This window comes from Streptomyces sp. NPDC127190 (assembly GCF_042672505.1).
GTDB lineage: Bacteria > Actinomycetota > Actinomycetes > Streptomycetales > Streptomycetaceae > Streptomyces.
Genome location: NZ_JBHXVE010000009.1, coordinates 229,607 through 246,673, shown reverse-complemented (window position 1 = coordinate 246,673; position 17,067 = coordinate 229,607). Strand labels below are relative to the sequence as shown.

At 70.6% G+C, this 17,067-nt stretch carries 15 protein-coding genes; 4 read left to right on the top strand and 11 right to left on the bottom strand.

What is annotated here, in order from left to right; all coding sequences use genetic code 11:
* Positions 1-128: 128 nt before the first annotated feature.
* A complete protein-coding gene (locus ACFVIU_RS17010; RefSeq protein WP_385843286.1) occupies positions 129-2,693 on the bottom strand; it encodes an FHA domain-containing protein in 2,565 nt (854 codons plus the stop codon).
* Positions 2,694-2,967: 274 nt separating this feature from the next.
* Between ACFVIU_RS17010 and ACFVIU_RS17005 the strand changes: the two genes are divergently transcribed.
* Both ACFVIU_RS17005 and serB read left to right on the top strand, forming a co-directional pair.
* On the top strand, positions 2,968-4,725 hold the full coding sequence (locus ACFVIU_RS17005) for a streptophobe family protein (protein ID WP_385843285.1): 1,758 nt from the start codon (positions 2,968-2,970) through the stop codon (positions 4,723-4,725).
* 332 nt (positions 4,726-5,057) lie between these two features.
* Entirely contained in the window at positions 5,058-6,266 is a 1,209-nt protein-coding gene (serB, locus tag ACFVIU_RS17000) for a phosphoserine phosphatase SerB (protein ID WP_385843284.1), read from the top strand.
* 108 nt (positions 6,267-6,374) lie between these two features.
* Here serB and ACFVIU_RS16995 read toward each other — a convergent pair whose 3' ends face one another.
* From ACFVIU_RS16995 to ACFVIU_RS16980, 4 genes are all read right to left on the bottom strand, one after another.
* Entirely contained in the window at positions 6,375-6,893 is a 519-nt protein-coding gene (locus ACFVIU_RS16995; RefSeq protein ID WP_385843283.1) for a SixA phosphatase family protein, read from the bottom strand.
* A gap of 76 nt (positions 6,894-6,969) precedes the next feature.
* Positions 6,970-7,176, bottom strand: a complete 207-nt coding sequence (locus ACFVIU_RS16990; protein WP_385843281.1) for a hypothetical protein — start codon at positions 7,174-7,176, stop codon at positions 6,970-6,972.
* A gap of 188 nt (positions 7,177-7,364) precedes the next feature.
* Complete coding sequence (locus ACFVIU_RS16985; protein WP_385843280.1) at positions 7,365-7,484, bottom strand: SGM_5486 family transporter-associated protein; 120 nt, start codon at positions 7,482-7,484, stop codon at positions 7,365-7,367.
* A 43-nt stretch (positions 7,485-7,527) separates the two neighbouring features.
* On the bottom strand, positions 7,528-9,009 hold the full coding sequence (locus ACFVIU_RS16980; protein ID WP_385843279.1) for a CynX/NimT family MFS transporter: 1,482 nt from the start codon (positions 9,007-9,009) through the stop codon (positions 7,528-7,530).
* 70 nt (positions 9,010-9,079) lie between these two features.
* Between ACFVIU_RS16980 and ACFVIU_RS16975 the strand changes: the two genes are divergently transcribed.
* Positions 9,080-9,772 carry a FadR/GntR family transcriptional regulator gene (locus ACFVIU_RS16975; RefSeq protein WP_385843278.1) on the top strand — a complete coding sequence of 231 codons (693 nt, stop codon included), beginning with the start codon at positions 9,080-9,082 and terminating at the stop codon, positions 9,770-9,772.
* Here the strand turns inward: ACFVIU_RS16975 and ACFVIU_RS16970 are convergent.
* From ACFVIU_RS16970 to fabG, 3 genes are all read right to left on the bottom strand, one after another.
* Positions 9,750-10,100, bottom strand: a complete 351-nt coding sequence (locus ACFVIU_RS16970; RefSeq protein WP_385843277.1) for a hypothetical protein — start codon at positions 10,098-10,100, stop codon at positions 9,750-9,752. The two genes, ACFVIU_RS16975 and ACFVIU_RS16970, sit on opposite strands and share 23 nt — an antisense overlap.
* Before the next feature lie 162 nt (positions 10,101-10,262).
* Positions 10,263-11,030 (bottom strand): enoyl-ACP reductase FabI, encoded by a 768-nt coding sequence (gene fabI / locus ACFVIU_RS16965; protein ID WP_385843276.1) that lies wholly within the window; start codon positions 11,028-11,030, stop codon positions 10,263-10,265.
* A 4-nt stretch (positions 11,031-11,034) separates the two neighbouring features.
* Positions 11,035-11,739: a 3-oxoacyl-[acyl-carrier-protein] reductase gene (gene fabG / locus ACFVIU_RS16960; protein ID WP_385843274.1), complete on the bottom strand. Its 705-nt coding sequence runs from the start codon at positions 11,737-11,739 to the stop codon at positions 11,035-11,037.
* Positions 11,740-11,986: 247 nt separating this feature from the next.
* On the opposite strand from fabG, the gene ACFVIU_RS16955 reads away from it, so the two are divergent.
* Positions 11,987-13,513, top strand: a complete 1,527-nt coding sequence (locus ACFVIU_RS16955; protein ID WP_385843273.1) for a TldD/PmbA family protein — start codon at positions 11,987-11,989, stop codon at positions 13,511-13,513.
* Positions 13,514-13,573: 60 nt separating this feature from the next.
* Here ACFVIU_RS16955 and ACFVIU_RS16950 read toward each other — a convergent pair whose 3' ends face one another.
* From ACFVIU_RS16950 to ACFVIU_RS16940, 3 genes are read right to left on the bottom strand one after another with little or no spacing between them, the layout of a single operon-like run.
* Positions 13,574-14,821 carry a tyrosine-type recombinase/integrase gene (locus tag ACFVIU_RS16950; protein ID WP_385843272.1) on the bottom strand — a complete coding sequence of 416 codons (1,248 nt, stop codon included), beginning with the start codon at positions 14,819-14,821 and terminating at the stop codon, positions 13,574-13,576.
* Positions 14,822-14,868: 47 nt separating this feature from the next.
* Positions 14,869-15,030: a helix-turn-helix domain-containing protein gene (locus tag ACFVIU_RS16945; protein ID WP_385843271.1), complete on the bottom strand. Its 162-nt coding sequence runs from the start codon at positions 15,028-15,030 to the stop codon at positions 14,869-14,871.
* Between the two features lie 20 nt (positions 15,031-15,050).
* Positions 15,051-16,424 (bottom strand): replication initiator, encoded by a 1,374-nt coding sequence (locus ACFVIU_RS16940; RefSeq protein ID WP_385843307.1) that lies wholly within the window; start codon positions 16,422-16,424, stop codon positions 15,051-15,053.
* Between the last annotated feature and the right edge of the window lie 643 nt (positions 16,425-17,067).

Sequence of the window (17,067 nt, the reverse complement as noted above, 5' to 3'; positions counted from 1 at the left end):
CCCCGTCAGCGACCAACCCACACACACACCCTGTGTTTCGTGGGGGGGGCGGCCCCCCTCGGCGCGGGCCCCCCTGGGCGCCCCCCCCCCGGGGGGGGGCCCCCCCCTTCGGCGTCGTACGGGCGCGGTTACTTGCGCATGACCTCCGGCTCGTGGCGGCGCAGGAAGCGGGCCACGAAGAAGCCGCAGAGCACGCCCAGGCCCACCAGCACACCCATGTCGGTGAACCACTGGCCGAGCGAGTGGTCCCACAGCGGGTCCGGGTCGGTGGCGTCCCAGGGCAGCAGCACGTTCAGCTGGGCCGTGGTGCCCGCGGCGGACACCGCCCAGCGGGCCGGCATCAGCCAGGCGACCTGCTCGACGCCGACCTTGCCGTGCAGCTGGAAGAGGCAGCCGGTGAAGACGACCTGGACGATCGCGAACATCACCAGCAGCGGCATGGTCTTCTCGGCGGTCTTCACCAGCGAGGAGATGATCAGGCCGAACATCATCGAGGTGAAGCCGAGCGCCATGATCGGCAGGGTCAGCTCCAGGACCGGCCAGTCCTTCAGCAGCAGGCCCTGCTGCGGCACCTTGTCGCCGCGGTAGAGCAGACCGATCGCGCCGATGATGCCGCCTTGCAGCATGGTGATCAGGCCGAGCACGATCACCTTGGACATCAGGTACGCCGAGCGGGACAGGCCGGTGGCGCGCTCCCGTTCGTAGATGACCCGTTCCTTGATCAGCTCACGCACCGAGTTGGCGGCACCGGCGAAGCAGGCGCCCACCGCGAGGATGAGCAGGATCGTGCTGCCGTCCCGGTTGGAGAAGTGGGTCCGCGCCGGGCCGAGGCCGAGGCCGTAGTCGGCGGGGATCAGCACGCTCACCACACCGAGCACGGCCGGCAGCAGGAACATCAGGGCGATGAAGCCGCGGTCCGAGACGATCACCGAGGTGTAGCGGCGGATCAGGGTGGCCAGCTGCGAGCCCCAGCTCTGCGGCTTGGGCGGCCTGATCGGCTGCATCGGATGCATCGGTACGGCCTGCGGGGCGACCGCGTCGATGTCCGCGGCGTACATCTGGTAGTGCTGCGAGCCCTTCCAGCGGCCCGCCCAGTCGTAGTCGCGGTAGTTCTCGAAGGCGGAGAAGACATCGGCCCAGGTGTCGTAGCCGAAGAAGTTCAGCGCCTCCTCCGGCGGGCCGAAGTAGGCGACCGCGCCGCCCGGCGCCATCACCAGCAGCTTGTCGCACAGCGCCAGCTCGGCCACCGAGTGGGTGACGACGAGGACCGTACGGCCGTCGTCGGCGAGGCCGCGCAGCAGCTGCATGACGTCGCGGTCCATGCCCGGGTCCAGGCCGGAGGTCGGCTCGTCCAGGAAGATCAGCGACGGCTTGGTGAGCAGTTCCAGGGCCACCGAGACGCGCTTGCGCTGACCGCCGGAGAGGGAGGTGACCTTCTTGTCCTTGTGGATGTCGAGCTTCAGCTCGCGCAGCACCTCGTCGATCCGGGCGTCGCGCTCCTGCGCGGTGGTGTCGGCGGGGAAGCGCAGCTTGGCCGCGTACTTCAGCGCCTTCCGGACGGTCAGCTCCTTGTGCAGGATGTCGTCCTGCGGGACCAGACCGATGCGCTGGCGCAGCTCGGCGAACTGCTTGTACAGGTTCCGGTTGTCGTACAGCACCTCGCCCTGGTTGGCGGGCCGGTAGCCGGTGAGCGCCTTCAGCAGGGTCGACTTGCCGGAGCCGGACGGGCCGATGACCGCGATCAGGGACTTCTCCGGGACGCCGAAGGAGACGTCCTTGAGGATCTGCTTGCCGCCGTCGACCGTGACGGTCAGGTGACGCGCGGAGAAGGAGACCTCACCGGTGTCGACGAACTCCTCGAGGCGGTCGCCGACGATCCGGAAGGTGGAGTGACCGACGCCGACGATGTCGGCCGGGCCCAGCTGGACCGAGCCGCCCTTGGGCACCGGGTGACCGTTGACGTAGGTGCCGTTGTGCGAGCCCAGGTCGCGGATCTCGAACCGGCCGTCGGGCGTCGTGTGGAACTCGGCGTGGTGCCGGGAGACCTGGAGGTCGGAGACGACGAGGTCGTTCTCCAGGGCACGGCCGATCCGCATCACACGGCCCAGCGCGAACTGGTGGAACGTGGTGGGGCTGCGGTCGCCGTGCGCCGGCGGCGCCCCCGCGCCTCCACCGGGCGCGTGCTGCGCGTACTGGTCGGCGGGACCGCCCTGCTGCTGCGGGAACGCCGGTGCCTGCTGCGGCTGCTGCCAGCCGGCCTGCGGAGCCTGCTGGTGCACCGGTGCCTGGTGCGGCACGCCCTGCTGCGGCATCGCCTGCTGCGGCGCCGGAGCCTGCTGGGCCCAGCCGGGTGCCCCGGCGCCCTGCGCGGCGTACGGCGCCGACTGCGGCCGGCTCGCGACGGCCGCCGAGAGGCTCACCCGCGGTCCGTCCGTCGCGTTGCCGAGGTGCAGCGCCGTGCCCGGGCCGATCTCCAGCTGCTGGATCCGCTGGCCCTGCACGAATGTGCCATTGGTGCTGCCATGGTCCTCGACGGCCCAACTGCGGCCGTTGAAGCTGACCGTGGCGTGCCGCCAGGAGACCCTGGCGTCGTCGAAGACGAGATCACCCTGCGGATCGCGTCCCAGGGTGTACGACCTGGACGGATCGAGCGTCCATGTCTGTCCGTTTGATTCCAGTACGAGTTCCGGCACTCCATGCCCCACTGAGTTGTCCCCCGAATTACCCCCGTCGCAGGGAGTCTAGGGATGTCGAACATCGGGGGGAACTATTTCAGGCTTGGCCCCCTGACTGAAACCCGGGCCTTGCCAACAGCGCCGGCATACGCATCCGTACGCCCGTTGACGGCCCGGCGGCCGGGCCGGAGAGTGGTGGTTCGCGGGCGCTTTCCGGGTGATTCCCGGGTGATTCCCGCGAGGGGGGACAAGCGCGGCGGTGCGTGCCGCCCGGCGGATCGGGGGGTCTGCGATGAGCGCTGGCACGGACGCCGGGACCGCGCGGCACGGTACGGCAGTGCCCTGGACGGACGTGCTGGTGTCCGCGATCGCCGCGGTCAGCTGGGCGTTGCTCGGGATGACGGGCACGGCCGCGCTCGGTCTGCATCTGCTCGGGGCCGACTCCGCGGGCTCACCGGGCCCCATGACGGCGGCCGTTGTGGCCCTCGGTGCCGGTGGTGCGGTCACACCGTCGGGCGATGTGTCCGTCTTCGGACTGAAAGGGGCCACGGCGCATGCCGCCATCGAGATCACGCCACTCGGGGTGAGCCTGGTCGGTGCGCTGCTGCTGTCCTGGTTCTTCCTACGGTCCCTACGGTCGGCCGGTGTTGCGGTGGCCCCCGGTGAACTGCTGGCCCGCGCGGGGGTGGTGGTCGCGCTCCTCGAGGCGATGCTGGGCGTTCTCGCCTGGGCCGGTCACGATGTCATCACGTTCGACGGCGACCGGCTCGGCCCGGACCGGCTGCCGGGCGGAGGCGGCTCGGTGCGCATCCCCGGGGTCGGGGACATCGGCGGGCTGCTGCCGGACCACATCGGCCATCTGGTGCATGCCAGGGCCACGGTCGGCTTCACGGTGGACCCCGCGGCGACGCTGCTCGGTGGGCTCGGCTGGAGCACCGGCGTCCTGCTGCTCGCCCTGCTCGCCTCGCGCCGCGCTCCGCTGCCGCCCGGCTGGGGCGTGCTGCACCGGGTGGTGCGGCCGGCCGTCTCGGCGCTCGTCACCGTGGGGCTGGTGGCCGTGGCGGCGGGGCTCGCGGCGGCCGGGTACGCGGCGATCGGCGACGCGCATCCGCGGCGGATCGCCGGCGCGGCACTGCTCGGCACGCCGAACGGGGTCTGGCTGGGCGTGCCGCTCGGCCTGTTCGTCCCCTGGACCGGCAGCGCCACCGGCACCCTCGGCCACCTGCTCCCCCATCCCCTGGACCGGCTTCTCACCCCCCACTCCGACCAGCCGGTGACGGTGGGCCGGCTGGCGGACCTGGACGGCCGGGTGTGGCTGCTGCCGGTGGCGGCGGCGCTGCTGATGCTGCTGGCGGGGGTGCTGGTCGGGGTGCGGACGGAGGTGGTGCGGTCGGCCGGGGGCGGGCTCGGGTTCGCCGGTCGCTGTGCCCTGCGGCTGGGTGCCGTGACCGGCCTCGCCCTGCCGCTGCTCACCTGGCTGACCGGCCTCTCCGCCCACGCCTCCCTCTCCGTCCTCGGCGTCGACGTCTTCGGCGCGGGCGTCGAACTCCACGCACGGCTGGGCATGGCACTGCTGCTGGGCGCGGTCTGGGGTGCGGCCGCGGGGGCGGCCGGAGCACTGCTGACGTGGGTGACCGGGGTGGCGGGCACACGGGCGGTCCCGGGGGCGCGGGGCGGGGGGTACGGCGGTGGGGTGGAGGGTGCCGCGGACGGCGGTGGGGTGGGTGGGGCCGGGTACGGCGGTGAGGTGGGTGGTGCGGGGTACGGCGGCAGGGCGGAGGAGGACGGGGCCGCGGGTCGCGTCGGGCCGTATCACCCGGGGAAGCCGCACCGGCCGCCCAACCCGGACACCAATCCCTATCTCCGGATGCCGGAGGAGCCGCGTGACGCGGGAACCGGACCGGGCGGCGACGACATGTACGGTGCGCCGACCATCGGCGGACCGCTCGGCCCGGTTCCCCCGCAGCCACGGAGGGTCAGGCCCGAGTGGCCACCGCCACCACCCCCGCCCCCGCGGGACCCGGGCGGGCCGAGGCGGGACCGGGGCTGAGAAGGCGGACTCGGCCGGCCGCAGCCCCCTGGGGGCGCGGGGCTGTGTCTGATATGCGGCTCCGCCGCGTGGGCGCGACCAGGCACGAACAACCCGCACCCGCAGACGCCGCACACCCCCCTCCCCGGCCCTCTCCCGGCCGCGCGGAGCGCACATGCGGGGGTACGGGGTCTCATGGCACAGTCGGGGTGGGACGGGTGGCGATGCGCGGCAAGGGACCCGTGTCGGCTCGCGGCAAGATTCCCGACACCCCGCCGACACCCATTGTTCCGTGTCCGTCAGGCGGACCTCGGCGGCGGAAGGCACTGGGTGCCGGATACGGTGGTGACACCATGAGCGCTTCGCAGACCTCCGAGGTCCCCACTCTCCTCGTCAAGATCTTCGGCAAGGACAGGCCGGGCATCACGGCCGGCCTCTTCGACACCCTCGCCGCGTACTCCGTCGACGTCGTCGACATCGAGCAGGTCGTCACCCGGGGCCGCCTGGTGCTGTGCGTCCTGGTGACCGAGCCGCCCGCCGCCCTGGAGGGCGATCTGCGCGCGACCGTGCACAGCTGGGCCGAGTCGATGAAGATGCAGGCGGAGATCATCTCGGGCCACGGCGACAACCAGCCGCGTGGTCTCGGCCGCTCCCTGGTGACCGTCCTCGGCCATCCGCTCACCGCCGAGTCGACCGCCGCCATCGCCGCCCGGATAGCGAAGGCCGGCGGCAACATCGACCGTATCTTCCGGCTCGCCAAGTACCCGGTGACGGCCGTGGAGTTCGCCGTCTCCGGCGTGGAGACGGAGCCGCTGCGCACCGCCCTGGTGTCGGACGCCGCGGCACTGGGTGTCGACATCGCGGTCGTCGCGGCGGGCCTGCACCGGCGCGCTCAGCGGCTGGTGGTCATGGATGTGGACTCCACGCTGATCCAGGACGAGGTCATCGAGCTGTTCGCCGCGCACGCGGGCTGCGAGGACAAGGTCGCCGAGGTGACGGCGGCGGCGATGCGCGGAGAGCTGGACTTCGAGCAGTCGCTGCACGCGCGGGTGGCTCTGCTGGCCGGGCTGGACGCCTCGGTGGTGGAGAAGGTGCGCCGCGAGGTCCGGCTGACGCCGGGCGCGCGCACCCTCATCCGCACGCTGAAGCGGCTCGGCTACCAGGTGGGTGTGGTCTCCGGTGGCTTCACCCAGGTCACGGACGATCTGAAGGACCGGCTCGGGCTCGATTTCGCCCAGGCCAACACGCTGGAGATCGTCGACGGCAAGCTGACCGGCCGGGTCACCGGGGAGATCGTGGACCGCGCGGGCAAGGCGCGGCTGCTGCGCCGGTTCGCCGCGGAGGCCGGGGTGCCGCTGTCGCAGACGGTGGCGATCGGCGACGGCGCCAACGACCTGGACATGCTGAACGCGGCCGGTCTGGGCGTGGCGTTCAACGCGAAGCCGGTGGTGCGGGAGGCGGCGCACACGGCGGTGAACTTCCCGTTCCTGGACACGGTCCTGTATCTGCTGGGCATCACCCGTGAAGAGGTCGAGGCGGCGGACACGCACGACGAGGACTGACCCGGTCCGACTGCGAGGGGCCCGGCACCTGTGGGTGCCGGGCCCTTCGGCGTACCGGGTCCGGTGCCGGACGGGTCGGAGGGCGTCAGGACCGGGTCACTGTGAGGGTCACTCCGAGGGCGCCCAGTAGTCCATGAGCGTGGCGACGCCCGGCTCCAGGCTCTTCCAGAGGCCGTCGAAGCTGAGCAGCGCGAAGCCGGCGGCGGGGAAGCCGCGGCGGTTCATCCGCTCCCGGGCGTCGCCCTCGGCAGCACCCGACAGGATGTCGGCGAGGCCGTGCACCCCCGGGTTGTGGCCGATGAGGATCACGTTCCGCGCGTCGTCCGGGAGCTCGTTGAGCACGGCGATCAGCTCGCCGGGCGAGGCCTCGTACACCCGCTCCTCGTAGACGGTCTTCGGCCGGTGTGCCAGTTCATGGACGGCGAGCTTCCAGGTCTCGCGGGTCCGGACGGCGGTGGAGCACAGGGCCAGGTCGAAGGCGATGCCGGTGCCGGCCAGCTTGCGTCCGGCGACCGCTGCGTCCGTACGGCCTCGCTCGGCGAGCGGACGCTCATGGTCGGACACCTGGGGCCAGTCGGCTTTCGCATGCCGGAAGAGGACGATCCTGCGGGGTTCTGCGACGCTCATGGGACCCAGCTTCGCATGAAACAGGCCATGTGGCGCAGGGAGTTGGCTGGGTGATCCACCGCGCGCGGAGTCCCGCTCAGCGCGCGAGGAGCTGCCGGGCGCGCTCGACGAGCTGGGTGATCGCCGGGCCGTCGGTCGCCGCGTGCGCGTCGGCCGGGTTCAGTATCAGCAGGAGCAGTGCGACGAACCCGAGCGCGGGCAGGGCGAGGGCCCACCAGGGCAGCCGGATGTCGACTCCACCCGTGGTCGCCGGGTGGGGCCGGGAGTCGGTGCGGGCCGGCATGGTCGCCTCCGTGGGTCCTCGAGCGGGTCGCTGACCGCCTCGTGCGGTCACCCCTCGAAGCTACGGAACCCGGGGCCGCCAACCCATCCGGAAGACCACCCACTTGACCCTGAGCCTGACCCCCTAGGGGATGGGGGGAAAGCCCCACCCTCCTCCCGGCGGGTCAGGGCGATGCGAGCCCCCGGGGGTCAGGGCGATGCGAGCGTCGCGACGACGGCGATGATCACGAAAATGGCGAGGAACGAGCCGAAGACGAGCAGCATCTTCTTCTGGCCGTTCTGCGGTTTCGGGTCGAGCACAGGCTGCATGCCGCCAGTCTCGCACCCTTCCTCCCGATCGTGTGCGCGGGGGTCAGCGTGCCGCCGCCTCGTCCTCCACGGTGCGGTCGCGGCCCGCCAGGAAACCCACCGCCATCTGCGGCACCATCAGGCCCGCCATGAGGGCGATGGGCACGCCCCAGCCGCCGCTCTGCTGGTAGAGCACGCCGACCAGCAGCGGGCCGGGGATGGAGATCAGATAGCCGGTGCTCTGGGCGAACGCGGACAGCTGGGCCACGCCCGCTCCGGTCCTGGCCCGCATGCCGACCATGGTCAGCGCCAGCGGGAAGGCGCAGTTGGAGACGCCGAGCAGCACCGCCCAGGCCCAGGAGCCGCCGGCCGGGGCGAGGTACAGACCGGCGTATCCGGCGAGGCCGCACACGCCGAGGACCAGCACGATCGGCCCCTGGTGGGGCAGCCGGGTGGCGACGCGCGGGATGACGAAGGCCAGCGGCACGCCCATCACCATGGTGACGGCGAGCAGCAGGCCGGCGGTGCCCGCCGGCACACCGGCGTCCCGGAAGATCTGCGCCATCCAGCCCATGGTGATGTAGGCGGCCGTGGCCTGGAGGCCGAAGAAGACGGCGAGCGCCCAGGCGGTCCGGCTGCGGGTGATGCGCAGCGCGGCCTGCTGGGGCGTGGCCTCGCGGTCCGGCCTGTGCTGCGGGGCGGGCGCGGTGCCGCGGTCGCGGACGACCGGCAGCCACGGCAGGACGGCCGCGACGGCGAGGGCCGCCCACACGGCGAGCCCGGGCTGCCAGCCGCCGCCCAGGGCGTCGGTCAGCGGGACGGTCGCCGCGGCGGCGGTGGAGGTGCCGAGGGCGAGGGCCATCGAGTACAGGCCGGTCATGGAGCCGACCCGGTCGGGGAACCAGCGCTTGACGATGACCGGCATCAGGACGTTGCTGACGGCGATGCCCATGAGGGCGAGCGCGCTGGCGGCCAGGAACCCGGCGGTGCCGCCGGCGTACGGCCGTATCAGCAGGCCCGTGGCGATGGCGGCCATGCCCGCGCACACCACGGCGGCCGGCCCGAAGCGGCGGGCCAGCCGGGGCGCGGTGACGCCGAAGACCGCGAAGCACAGCGGGGGCACGGAGGTGAGCAGGCCGGCCACGCTGCCGCTCATGCCGAGTCCGTCGCGGACCTCCTCCAGGAGGGCGCCGAGGCTGGTGATGGCGGGGCGGAGGTTGACGGCGGACAGCACGATGCCGACGACGACCAGCCGCGGGGGGGGGGGGGGGGCCCCGCGGGGGGGGGCGGGGCCGCGGCGCGGGGGGGGGGGGGGGGGGGGGGCGGCGCTGGGGGGGCGGAGGATCCCGCCGCACAGCACGAGGCCCACGACGACCAGCCGCGACCTCCCCGCGCGCGTGGACGACGATGTCCCGGCGGTCCCGGGTGGGCTCGTCGCGGCGGGCGCGCCGCACTCGGTCGGTTGCGTCGCCGTACGGGCGTCCGCGCAGGTCTCCGTAGGGGTCTGTGCGGTCCGGGTTTCCTCGCTAGCCATGAGACCCATCATAGAATCATGGGATGATTGGTTGTCCATCCCTGCGGCGGCTCCGGCCGTCCCCGCTGTGCGAAGGTGTGCCATGCCCCTGAGCCACCCCCGCCGTTCGGCACTGTCCGAGCAGGTCATCGCGGAACTGCGCAATCAGATCGCCACCGGCGAGTGGCCGGTCGGCTCCCGGATCCCCACCGAGCCGGAGCTGGTCGAGCAGCTCGGCGTCGCGCGCAACACGGTCCGCGAGGCCGTCCGCGCCCTCGCCCACAACGGGCTGCTGGACATCCGGCAGGGCTCCGGCACCTATGTCGCGGCCACCAGCGAGCTGGCCGGGGTGATGCACCGCCGGTTCGCCGGGGCCGACCCGCGGCACATCGCCGAGCTGCGCTCCACATTGGAGTCGGCCGCCGCGAAGCTGGCCGCCGAGCGGCGCACCGAGAAGGACCTCAAGCAGTTGGACGCGGTGCTGGTGCGGCGGGAGGAGGCCTGGCAGAGCGGTGACGCGGAGGCCTTCGTGGCCGCCGACGCCACCTTCCACCTGGCGGTGGTGGCGGCCTCGCACAACGACGTGATGACGGCGATGTACGCCGACCTGGGCGAGGTGCTGCGGGACTGGCTGCGGGCGGACGTCGGCGCGGAGCTGACCCCGGAGACCCACATGGACCACACGCGGCTGGTGGACGCCATCCGTGCGGGGGACGCCGAGGCGGCCGCGCAGGAGGCCGCGAGCTATCCGTTCCTGTGCCGCCCGGGCCGGTTCAGCGCCCCTTCCGGTGGCTGACCCACGCCGCGCGGACCTGTGTCCAGCAGCGGCCGGTGAGCCGTACGGTCATGGCGGGACCGGCGTCCACCGGGGCGGTGTCGGTGTCGATGTCCCACCAGTGGGCGCACTCGATGTGCAGGCTCACCCGATCGATGTCGACATAGGGATTGTGACAGTAGGCCACCACATGGGACCCCTGGACGGCGATCCGGCACGACGCGCCGAACAGGCCGGGCGCGGGCGGCTTGGCGTCGTCCACGCGCGCGTGGGGCGAGGCGTCGTACGGCAGGCAGAGCACGAGGGCCAGGGCGACGGTCACCGGGGCCAGGCTGCGGAACAGGCGCACAAGGGGACCTCCTCGGCCGGGCTGCGGAGGGACGTGCGGGTGAACGCGTAATCCAGAGTGCGCCGGTGCTGCGGCGGCGGCCCGGCCGGTGGGCCGAACGGGTGACGCCCCGCCCCCCCGCGCGGTGCGGGAGACGGGGCGTCATCCGGTGTCGTACGGGCGTCAGGCGCCGATCGCGTGCAGACCGCCGTCGACGTGGATGATCTCGCCGGTGGTCTTCGGGAACCAGTCGCTCAGCAGGGCGACGATGCCGCGGCCGGCCGGCTCCGGGTCCTTGAGGTCCCACTCCAGCGGGGAGCGGGTGTCCCACACGGAGGCCAGGTCGCTGAAGCCCGGGATGGACTTGGCGGCCATGGAGCCGATCGGGCCCGCCGAGATGAGGTTGCAGCGGATGTTCTGCTTGCCCAGGTCGCGCGCCATGTAGCGGCTGGTCGCCTCCAGGGCGGCCTTGGCCGGGCCCATCCAGTCGTACTGCGGCCAGGCGAACTGGGCGTCGAAGGTGAGGCCGACGACCGAGCCGCCGTTCTGCATCAGCGGCAGGCAGGCCATGGTCAGCGACTTGAGGGAGAACGCCGAGACGTGCATGGCGGTGGCCACGGACTCGAACGGCGTGTTGAGGAAGTTGCCGCCGAGCGCGTCCTGCGGCGCGAAGCCGATGGAGTGCACGACGCCGTCGAGGCCGCCCAGCTCCTCGCCGACGAGGTCGGCCAGGCGGCCCAGGTGCTCGTCGTTGGTGACGTCGAGCTCGATGACCTTGGTGGGCTTGGGGAGCTTCTTGGCGATGCGCTCGGTCAGGGTGGGACGCGGGAACGCGGTCAGGATGACCTCGGCGCCCTGCTCCTGGGCCAGCTTGGCCGCGTGGAAGGCGATGGAGGACTCCATCAGCACGCCGGTGATCAGGACGCGCTTGCCCTCGAGGATTCCGCTCATGTGATCAGTGACCCATTCCCAGTCCGCCGTCAACAGGGATGACGGCTCCAGTGATGTACGAGGCGTCGTCCGAGGCGAGGAACCGCACCGCCGCGGCGATCTCCTCGGGCTGCGCGTAACGGCCGAGCGGCACCTGCGAGACGATGTTCTGGCGCTGCTCGTCGCTGAGCACCTTGGTCATGTCGGTGTCGACGAAACCGGGCGCGACGACGTTGAAGGTGATGTTGCGCGAGCCCAGCTCGCGGGCGAGGGAGCGCGCGAAGCCGACCAGGGCGGCCTTGGAGGCGGCGTAGTTCGCCTGCCCCGCCGAGCCGAGCAGGCCGACGACGGAGGAGATCAGCACGACGCGGCCCTTCTTGGCGCGCAGCATGCCGCGGTTGGCGCGCTTCACGACGCGGAAGGTGCCGGTGAGGTTGGTGTCGATGACCGAGGTGAAGTCGTCCTCGGTCATCCGCATCAGGAGCTGGTCCTTGGTGACGCCGGCGTTGGCGACCAGGACCTCGACGGGACCGTGACTGTCCTCGATCTCCTTGTAGGCCTGCTCCACCTGCTCCGGGTCGGTGATGTCGCACTTGACGGCCAGGAAGCCGGCGGGCGGCTCACCCGAGCGGTACGTGATCGCGACCTTGTCGCCGGCGTCGGCGAAAGCGCGGGCGATGGCGAGGCCGATGCCCCGGTTGCCTCCGGTGACGAGAACCGAGCGGCTCAACGGATCACCCTTTCGATAGCGTGCTGCGATGTCCGACAACCCGCCCGAACAGCTCGATGACAGGCGGCTTCATCGAAAACCTATCGGTAGCGCCGCGTGCGCGGGCAATCGGGCACCGACAGTGGCTCGGGGGTGTCACTGTCGGGTCCCTACAGAATGAGCGGGCCGCCGTGCCGAAAGGTGTGGTCCACCGGGCCGCGCGCACGCCATGATCGGACGGACAGGCCACGACAGCAGGGAGACCTCCGTGCCTCATTCCATCGACGAAGCCTTCACGGCGCTTCCGCTACGGGCCCTCGCCGACGCCGCGCTCGCACGCGCGCGGGCGCTGGGGGCCGAGCACGCGGACTTCCGCTTCGAGCGGGTGCGCAGCGCATCCTGGCGGCTGCGGGACGCCCGCCCCGCCGGATCGTCGGACACCACCGACCTCGGGTACGCGGTCCGGGTGGTGCACGGCGGTACGTGGGGCTTCGCGTCCGGGGTCGACCTGACCATGGACGCCGCCGCCCGGGTCGCCTCGCAGGCGGTGGCCATGGCCAAGCTGTCCGCCCAGGTGATCAAGGCGGCCGGGTCGGACGAGCGGGTGGAGCTGGCGGACGAGCCGGTGCACGCCGACCGGACCTGGGTGTCGTCGTACGAGATCGACCCCTTCTCGGTGCCCGACGAGGAGAAGGCGGCGCTGCTGGCGGAGTGGAGCCGGCGGTTGCTGGCGGCGAACGGCGTCAGCCACGTGGACGCCTCGCTCCTCACCGTGCACGAGAACAAGTTCTACGCCGACACCGCCGGGACCGTGACCACCCAGCAGCGGGTGCGGCTGCACCCGGAGCTGACCGCGGTGTCGGTGGACGACTCCAGCGGCGAGTTCGACTCGATGCGCACCCTGGCGCCGCCGGCCGGGCGCGGCTGGGAGTACCTGACCGGCACCGGCTGGGACTGGGACGGCGAGCTGGAGCGGATCCCGGAGCTGCTCGCGGAGAAGATGCGGGCGCCGAGCGTCGAGCCGGGCCTGTACGACCTGGTGATCGACCCGTCCAATCTGTGGCTGACCATCCACGAGTCCATCGGGCACGCGACCGAGCTGGACCGCGCCCTCGGCTACGAGGCCGCCTACGCCGGCACCTCCTTCGCCACCTTCGACCAGCTGGGCAAGCTCCGCTACGGCTCAGAGCTGATGAACGTCACCGGTGACCGCACCGCCGAGCACGGCCTCGCGACCATCGGCTACGACGACGAGGGCGTCGAGGCGCAGTCCTGGGACCTGGTGAAGGACGGCACGCTGGTCGGCTATCAGCTGGACCGCAGGATCGCGAGGCTGACCGGGTTCGACCGGTCCAACGGCTGCGCGTACGCCGACTCCCCCGCCCACGTGCCGGTGCAGCGCATGGCCAACGTCTCGCTGCGGCCGGACCCGGCCGGGCTGTCCACCGAGGACCTGATCGGCGGCGTCGACCGGGGCATCTACGTCGTCGGGGACCGGTCCTGGTCGATCGACATGCAGCGGTACAACTTCCAATTTACGGGTCAGAGGGCATACATGATCCGGAACGGCCGCCTTGAGGGGCAGGTCAAGGACTTTGCATATCAGGGGGTCACTCCTCAGTTCTGGGGCTCCATGGAAGCTGTTGGAGGCCCCCAGACCTATGTCCTCGGAGGGGCTTTCAACTGCGGAAAGGCCCAGCCGGGGCAGGTTGCTTCCGTGTCGCACGGTTGTCCGTCCGCACTGTTTCGGAGTGTGAACATCTTGAACACTGCGAACGAGTCCGGCCGCTCCTGAGAGGACGGCCGGACCGGCTTGAAGTCTGCACCAAGTCGACACGCGATCACATCGATCTGCCTACGCCACGTCGTCCCATTCCTCGATGTCGCCCTCAGAGGGCGTCAGCGAGGGTGGGACGATGAGGCCCTTGAAGGGCTCCAGCTTCAGCCCTAGACGGTTGTGCATGGTGCGGGCGCCACGGTCCATGGCCCGGCGGACGAGATGGCCGTAGACCAGCTCCGTGGTCCGAGTGGTGCGGTGACCGACCCACGCCGCCACCTCGAAGAGCGGGATCTGGGCGTGGATCGCCTCCGAGACGAAGAAGTGCCGGAAGCTCTTCGGGGTGTACTGCGGAGTGCCAGCCAGCTTGGCCGCCGCCTTGAACTGGTCCAGGAACCAGTCGTACGACGGGTGGCGGTCGTTCAGCCGGGGGGATTCGAAGAACCAGCCCCGATCTCCCCACGTCCCGAAGGCGTCGATGTGATCGTTGAAGATCTCGTTGATCGACTCGGGCACCGGAGTCTTTCGAGTCTGTTCGAAGGCGCGATGTTTCGTACCCCGCTTCACACCCCGCCTATAGCCGGAGATCTCCTGGCAGCCGTAGGCCGAGACCTGGTGATCTACAGCGAGTACGCTGCGCTCCCAGTCCATTGACTCGTCAGATAGAGCCAGAGCCTCCCCCGGACGCACGCCACAACCCGCCATAGCCCAGAAGCCGGCTCGGATCAGCTTCGGAGCTTCCGCAATGATCCCCAACACCTCTTCCATGCTGGGGATGTCTTCGTCCGTGACCGGTGTGAGTTGCTGCCCCGAGCGCCGACGGGGATTCGCTTTCTTGCACGGGTTGCGGCCGATGATTTCGGCGGCTACCGCATAGTTGAAAACGGACGACAGGACGTTCTTGCGTCCGTTGATTCCAGATTCCTTATAGCCGCGTTCCTTCTGGTCGGCCTCCCATTCCTGAATGGTCGTAGGAGTAATGCTGCCGATGGGCTTGCTCCCGAAGAAGGGCCCGTAATGGTTGTCGTAGACGCTCTGGTAATTCCTTTTTGAGGACTCTTCCAGAGTTCCCGCCTCAACCCACTCGCGCCACACCTGTTCGAACGTCCGCTGTCCCGCTTTGGGGTTGATGTAGGTCCCCAAGTCCTTGTCCCGCTCGACCTTGACCGCGAACGCTTCCGCGTCTTCGAGCTTCTTGAAGGACACCTGCCGAGGCTTGCCTGCCCTGCCCCCGGGCTCCCGGTACGTCACCCGGTACGGCTTGTGAGGGCACGTGGGTTTCCTGCGCCGGGGGCAGGAGCAGTCTTCCTTCTTGATGGTCGCCACGCTTGATGAACCTCCACATGTTGATTGGTTGCTGACGAAACGTCAGCCTAGCCTCGCTGCATACGTTCCTCAACCCAGTTGTGTAGATCGCGAGTTCGGAACCGGACATGCTTGCCGACCTTGAGGTACGGGATGCCCCACCGCCGGTACGAGTCCATGAGGACCCGCTTCGTCACGCCGAGTTCTGCCGCCGCCTCATCCGGCGTCATGAGCAGGTTGCTGCCACCCCTCACAGCTCCCGCCCCTCCTCTATCGCCTCCCGAGCGAGTTGGCGGCTCATGGCGTGGTCTTCAGCGATTCCGGCAGCGATCAGGGCGGCGCCGGCGGTGTAGCCGGAGCCGACGTAGCGCCAGTTCGAGTCTGTGATGACGGCAGGGTTGCCGAGCAGCTCTGAATCACCCCGCCGGTATTCGGCCCGCTCCTCGCGAAGGGCCATGTAGGTGGTGGAGTAGCGGCGGGATTTGGTGAGGATGTGGCCCCGGTAGCCGAGGGTGTGAGCCCAGGAACGCAGCCTGAGGTGTTCCAGTTCCGGAAGACCGCCCAGGCGCCAGCACGTAGCCATCAGGGCCCGCGCGTGCGGTGTGACGGCAGCCGCGTGGATGTCGTCGAGGGTGGTGATGCGGTAGTCCAGTCCGGCGCCGGTTTCGGCTGTTCCCTTGGAGACGTACTTGGCCACGTAGGCAGCGACCGCGTCATCGGTGGGTCCCTCGCCGTCCGCGAAGGACCGGATCGGCCGTACGTCCAACTGCTCGCCGAAAAAGAGGAGTTCGGCCCCGTAGGCGTCCGATTCCGGGACGCGCGCGTTCGCCGATGCAGCAGCCGTATGTACGGCGTCGGCGAGCAGTTCTGCCGTGGCCCAGTCGGGGGAAGGGTCGCCGGGACCGGCAGGACCATCAAGCCGTACCACCCCGTGAAAGTGGATGGCTGCCCGCTTTTGATACTCGGCGACCTTGGCGAAGGACACCACCAGGTGATCACGGAGCTTCGAGCGCGGAATCCCTGCGGCGGAGGCGAGGTGCCGCCGTACGGCTGTGGTGAACCGGTCCCACAGGCGCCCGGCGTGCGCGTGCCACAGCACATGGGCCACGTGGTCGTAGCAGCCCGGGCACAGCGGGCTGCCCAGCGCCGTGTCATCCTCGGCGTGCACCAGGCCGCAGCCGACCGGACGCCCGTGCTCGCACTCTCCGCCGTCCCTGCGCGGTCGGCAACGCTCACCGTCGAGGAAGCGGTGGACCGAGCCGAACGAGGGCGCCGTCAGCGTGACGAACAAGCGGGGCTGATCGCGCACCGCATCGGGCACGCTCTTGCCGCCGGACAGGCCAGCGCGGATGAGCTGATAGGTGTCGCCCGCATGCAGGTAGGAGCAGGGCTCACAGACCGATGCCCGGCGGTTACGGCAGCGCACGGCCAGCCGCTCACCCGGCTCCCCGGCAGTCGAATACGAAGAGATCAGCTCACCCGTCAGCGCGTCCCGGGTGACCGTTGAGCCAGAAAGATAGATCGGGTGGGCGCAACCCCCAATGGCCTTGATCTGCTCCAGCCAGCGCGGAAACAGGGGGTCGTTTGCCAGACGGACGAGGTCCCGGTCAGCCTCGGAAAGCATCCGCAGACGCTTTTCACGATCCAGCTCAACGGAACGGGAATTCGAAATGGACACCTCATGCGAGGTGTTGGACACAGGGCACCTCCAAAACGGACGGACAGGGAGGAGCGCGAGCAGAGGGGCAGGAATGAGTCATGTCAGAAGTCTCCTGAGCTTTGACTTGGCTTGAATCGATGCAGAGCCGAAATGAGAATATTTATCGAGGCAGCGCGAGAGTGAACGAAACAGAGAAAGCAGAAGAAGACGGAAGGCGTGATATCTGCTGAAGAAATTCTGTGTCTGTGTCTGAGATTCACTGATGGAAGGCTCGTCGCTCGATCGCCCATGATCTCAGAGGCATCCCGGGAACGTCAACGAATTACGGCCGCCCGCAGAGCACTTGAGGCACGGCCGGAGAGAACCCTGAGGACCGCACCAGGTCGCCCGAGGAGACCGGACAGCCGGTTGCTGCCCCGGACCATGCGCGCACCGGGAAGCGGGAGCAGGCAGCGGTCCGGTGCAGTTGGCGGAATCTGTCTTCACTTCCTCCAGGCGCGCCTTCGGCGCGCCGCCGGGGGGGGGGGGCGCCCCCCCCCCCCCCCCGGGGGCCGGGGCCCGGGCGGGGGCCGGGGGCCCCCCCCCCCCCCCCCCCCCCCCCCCCCCC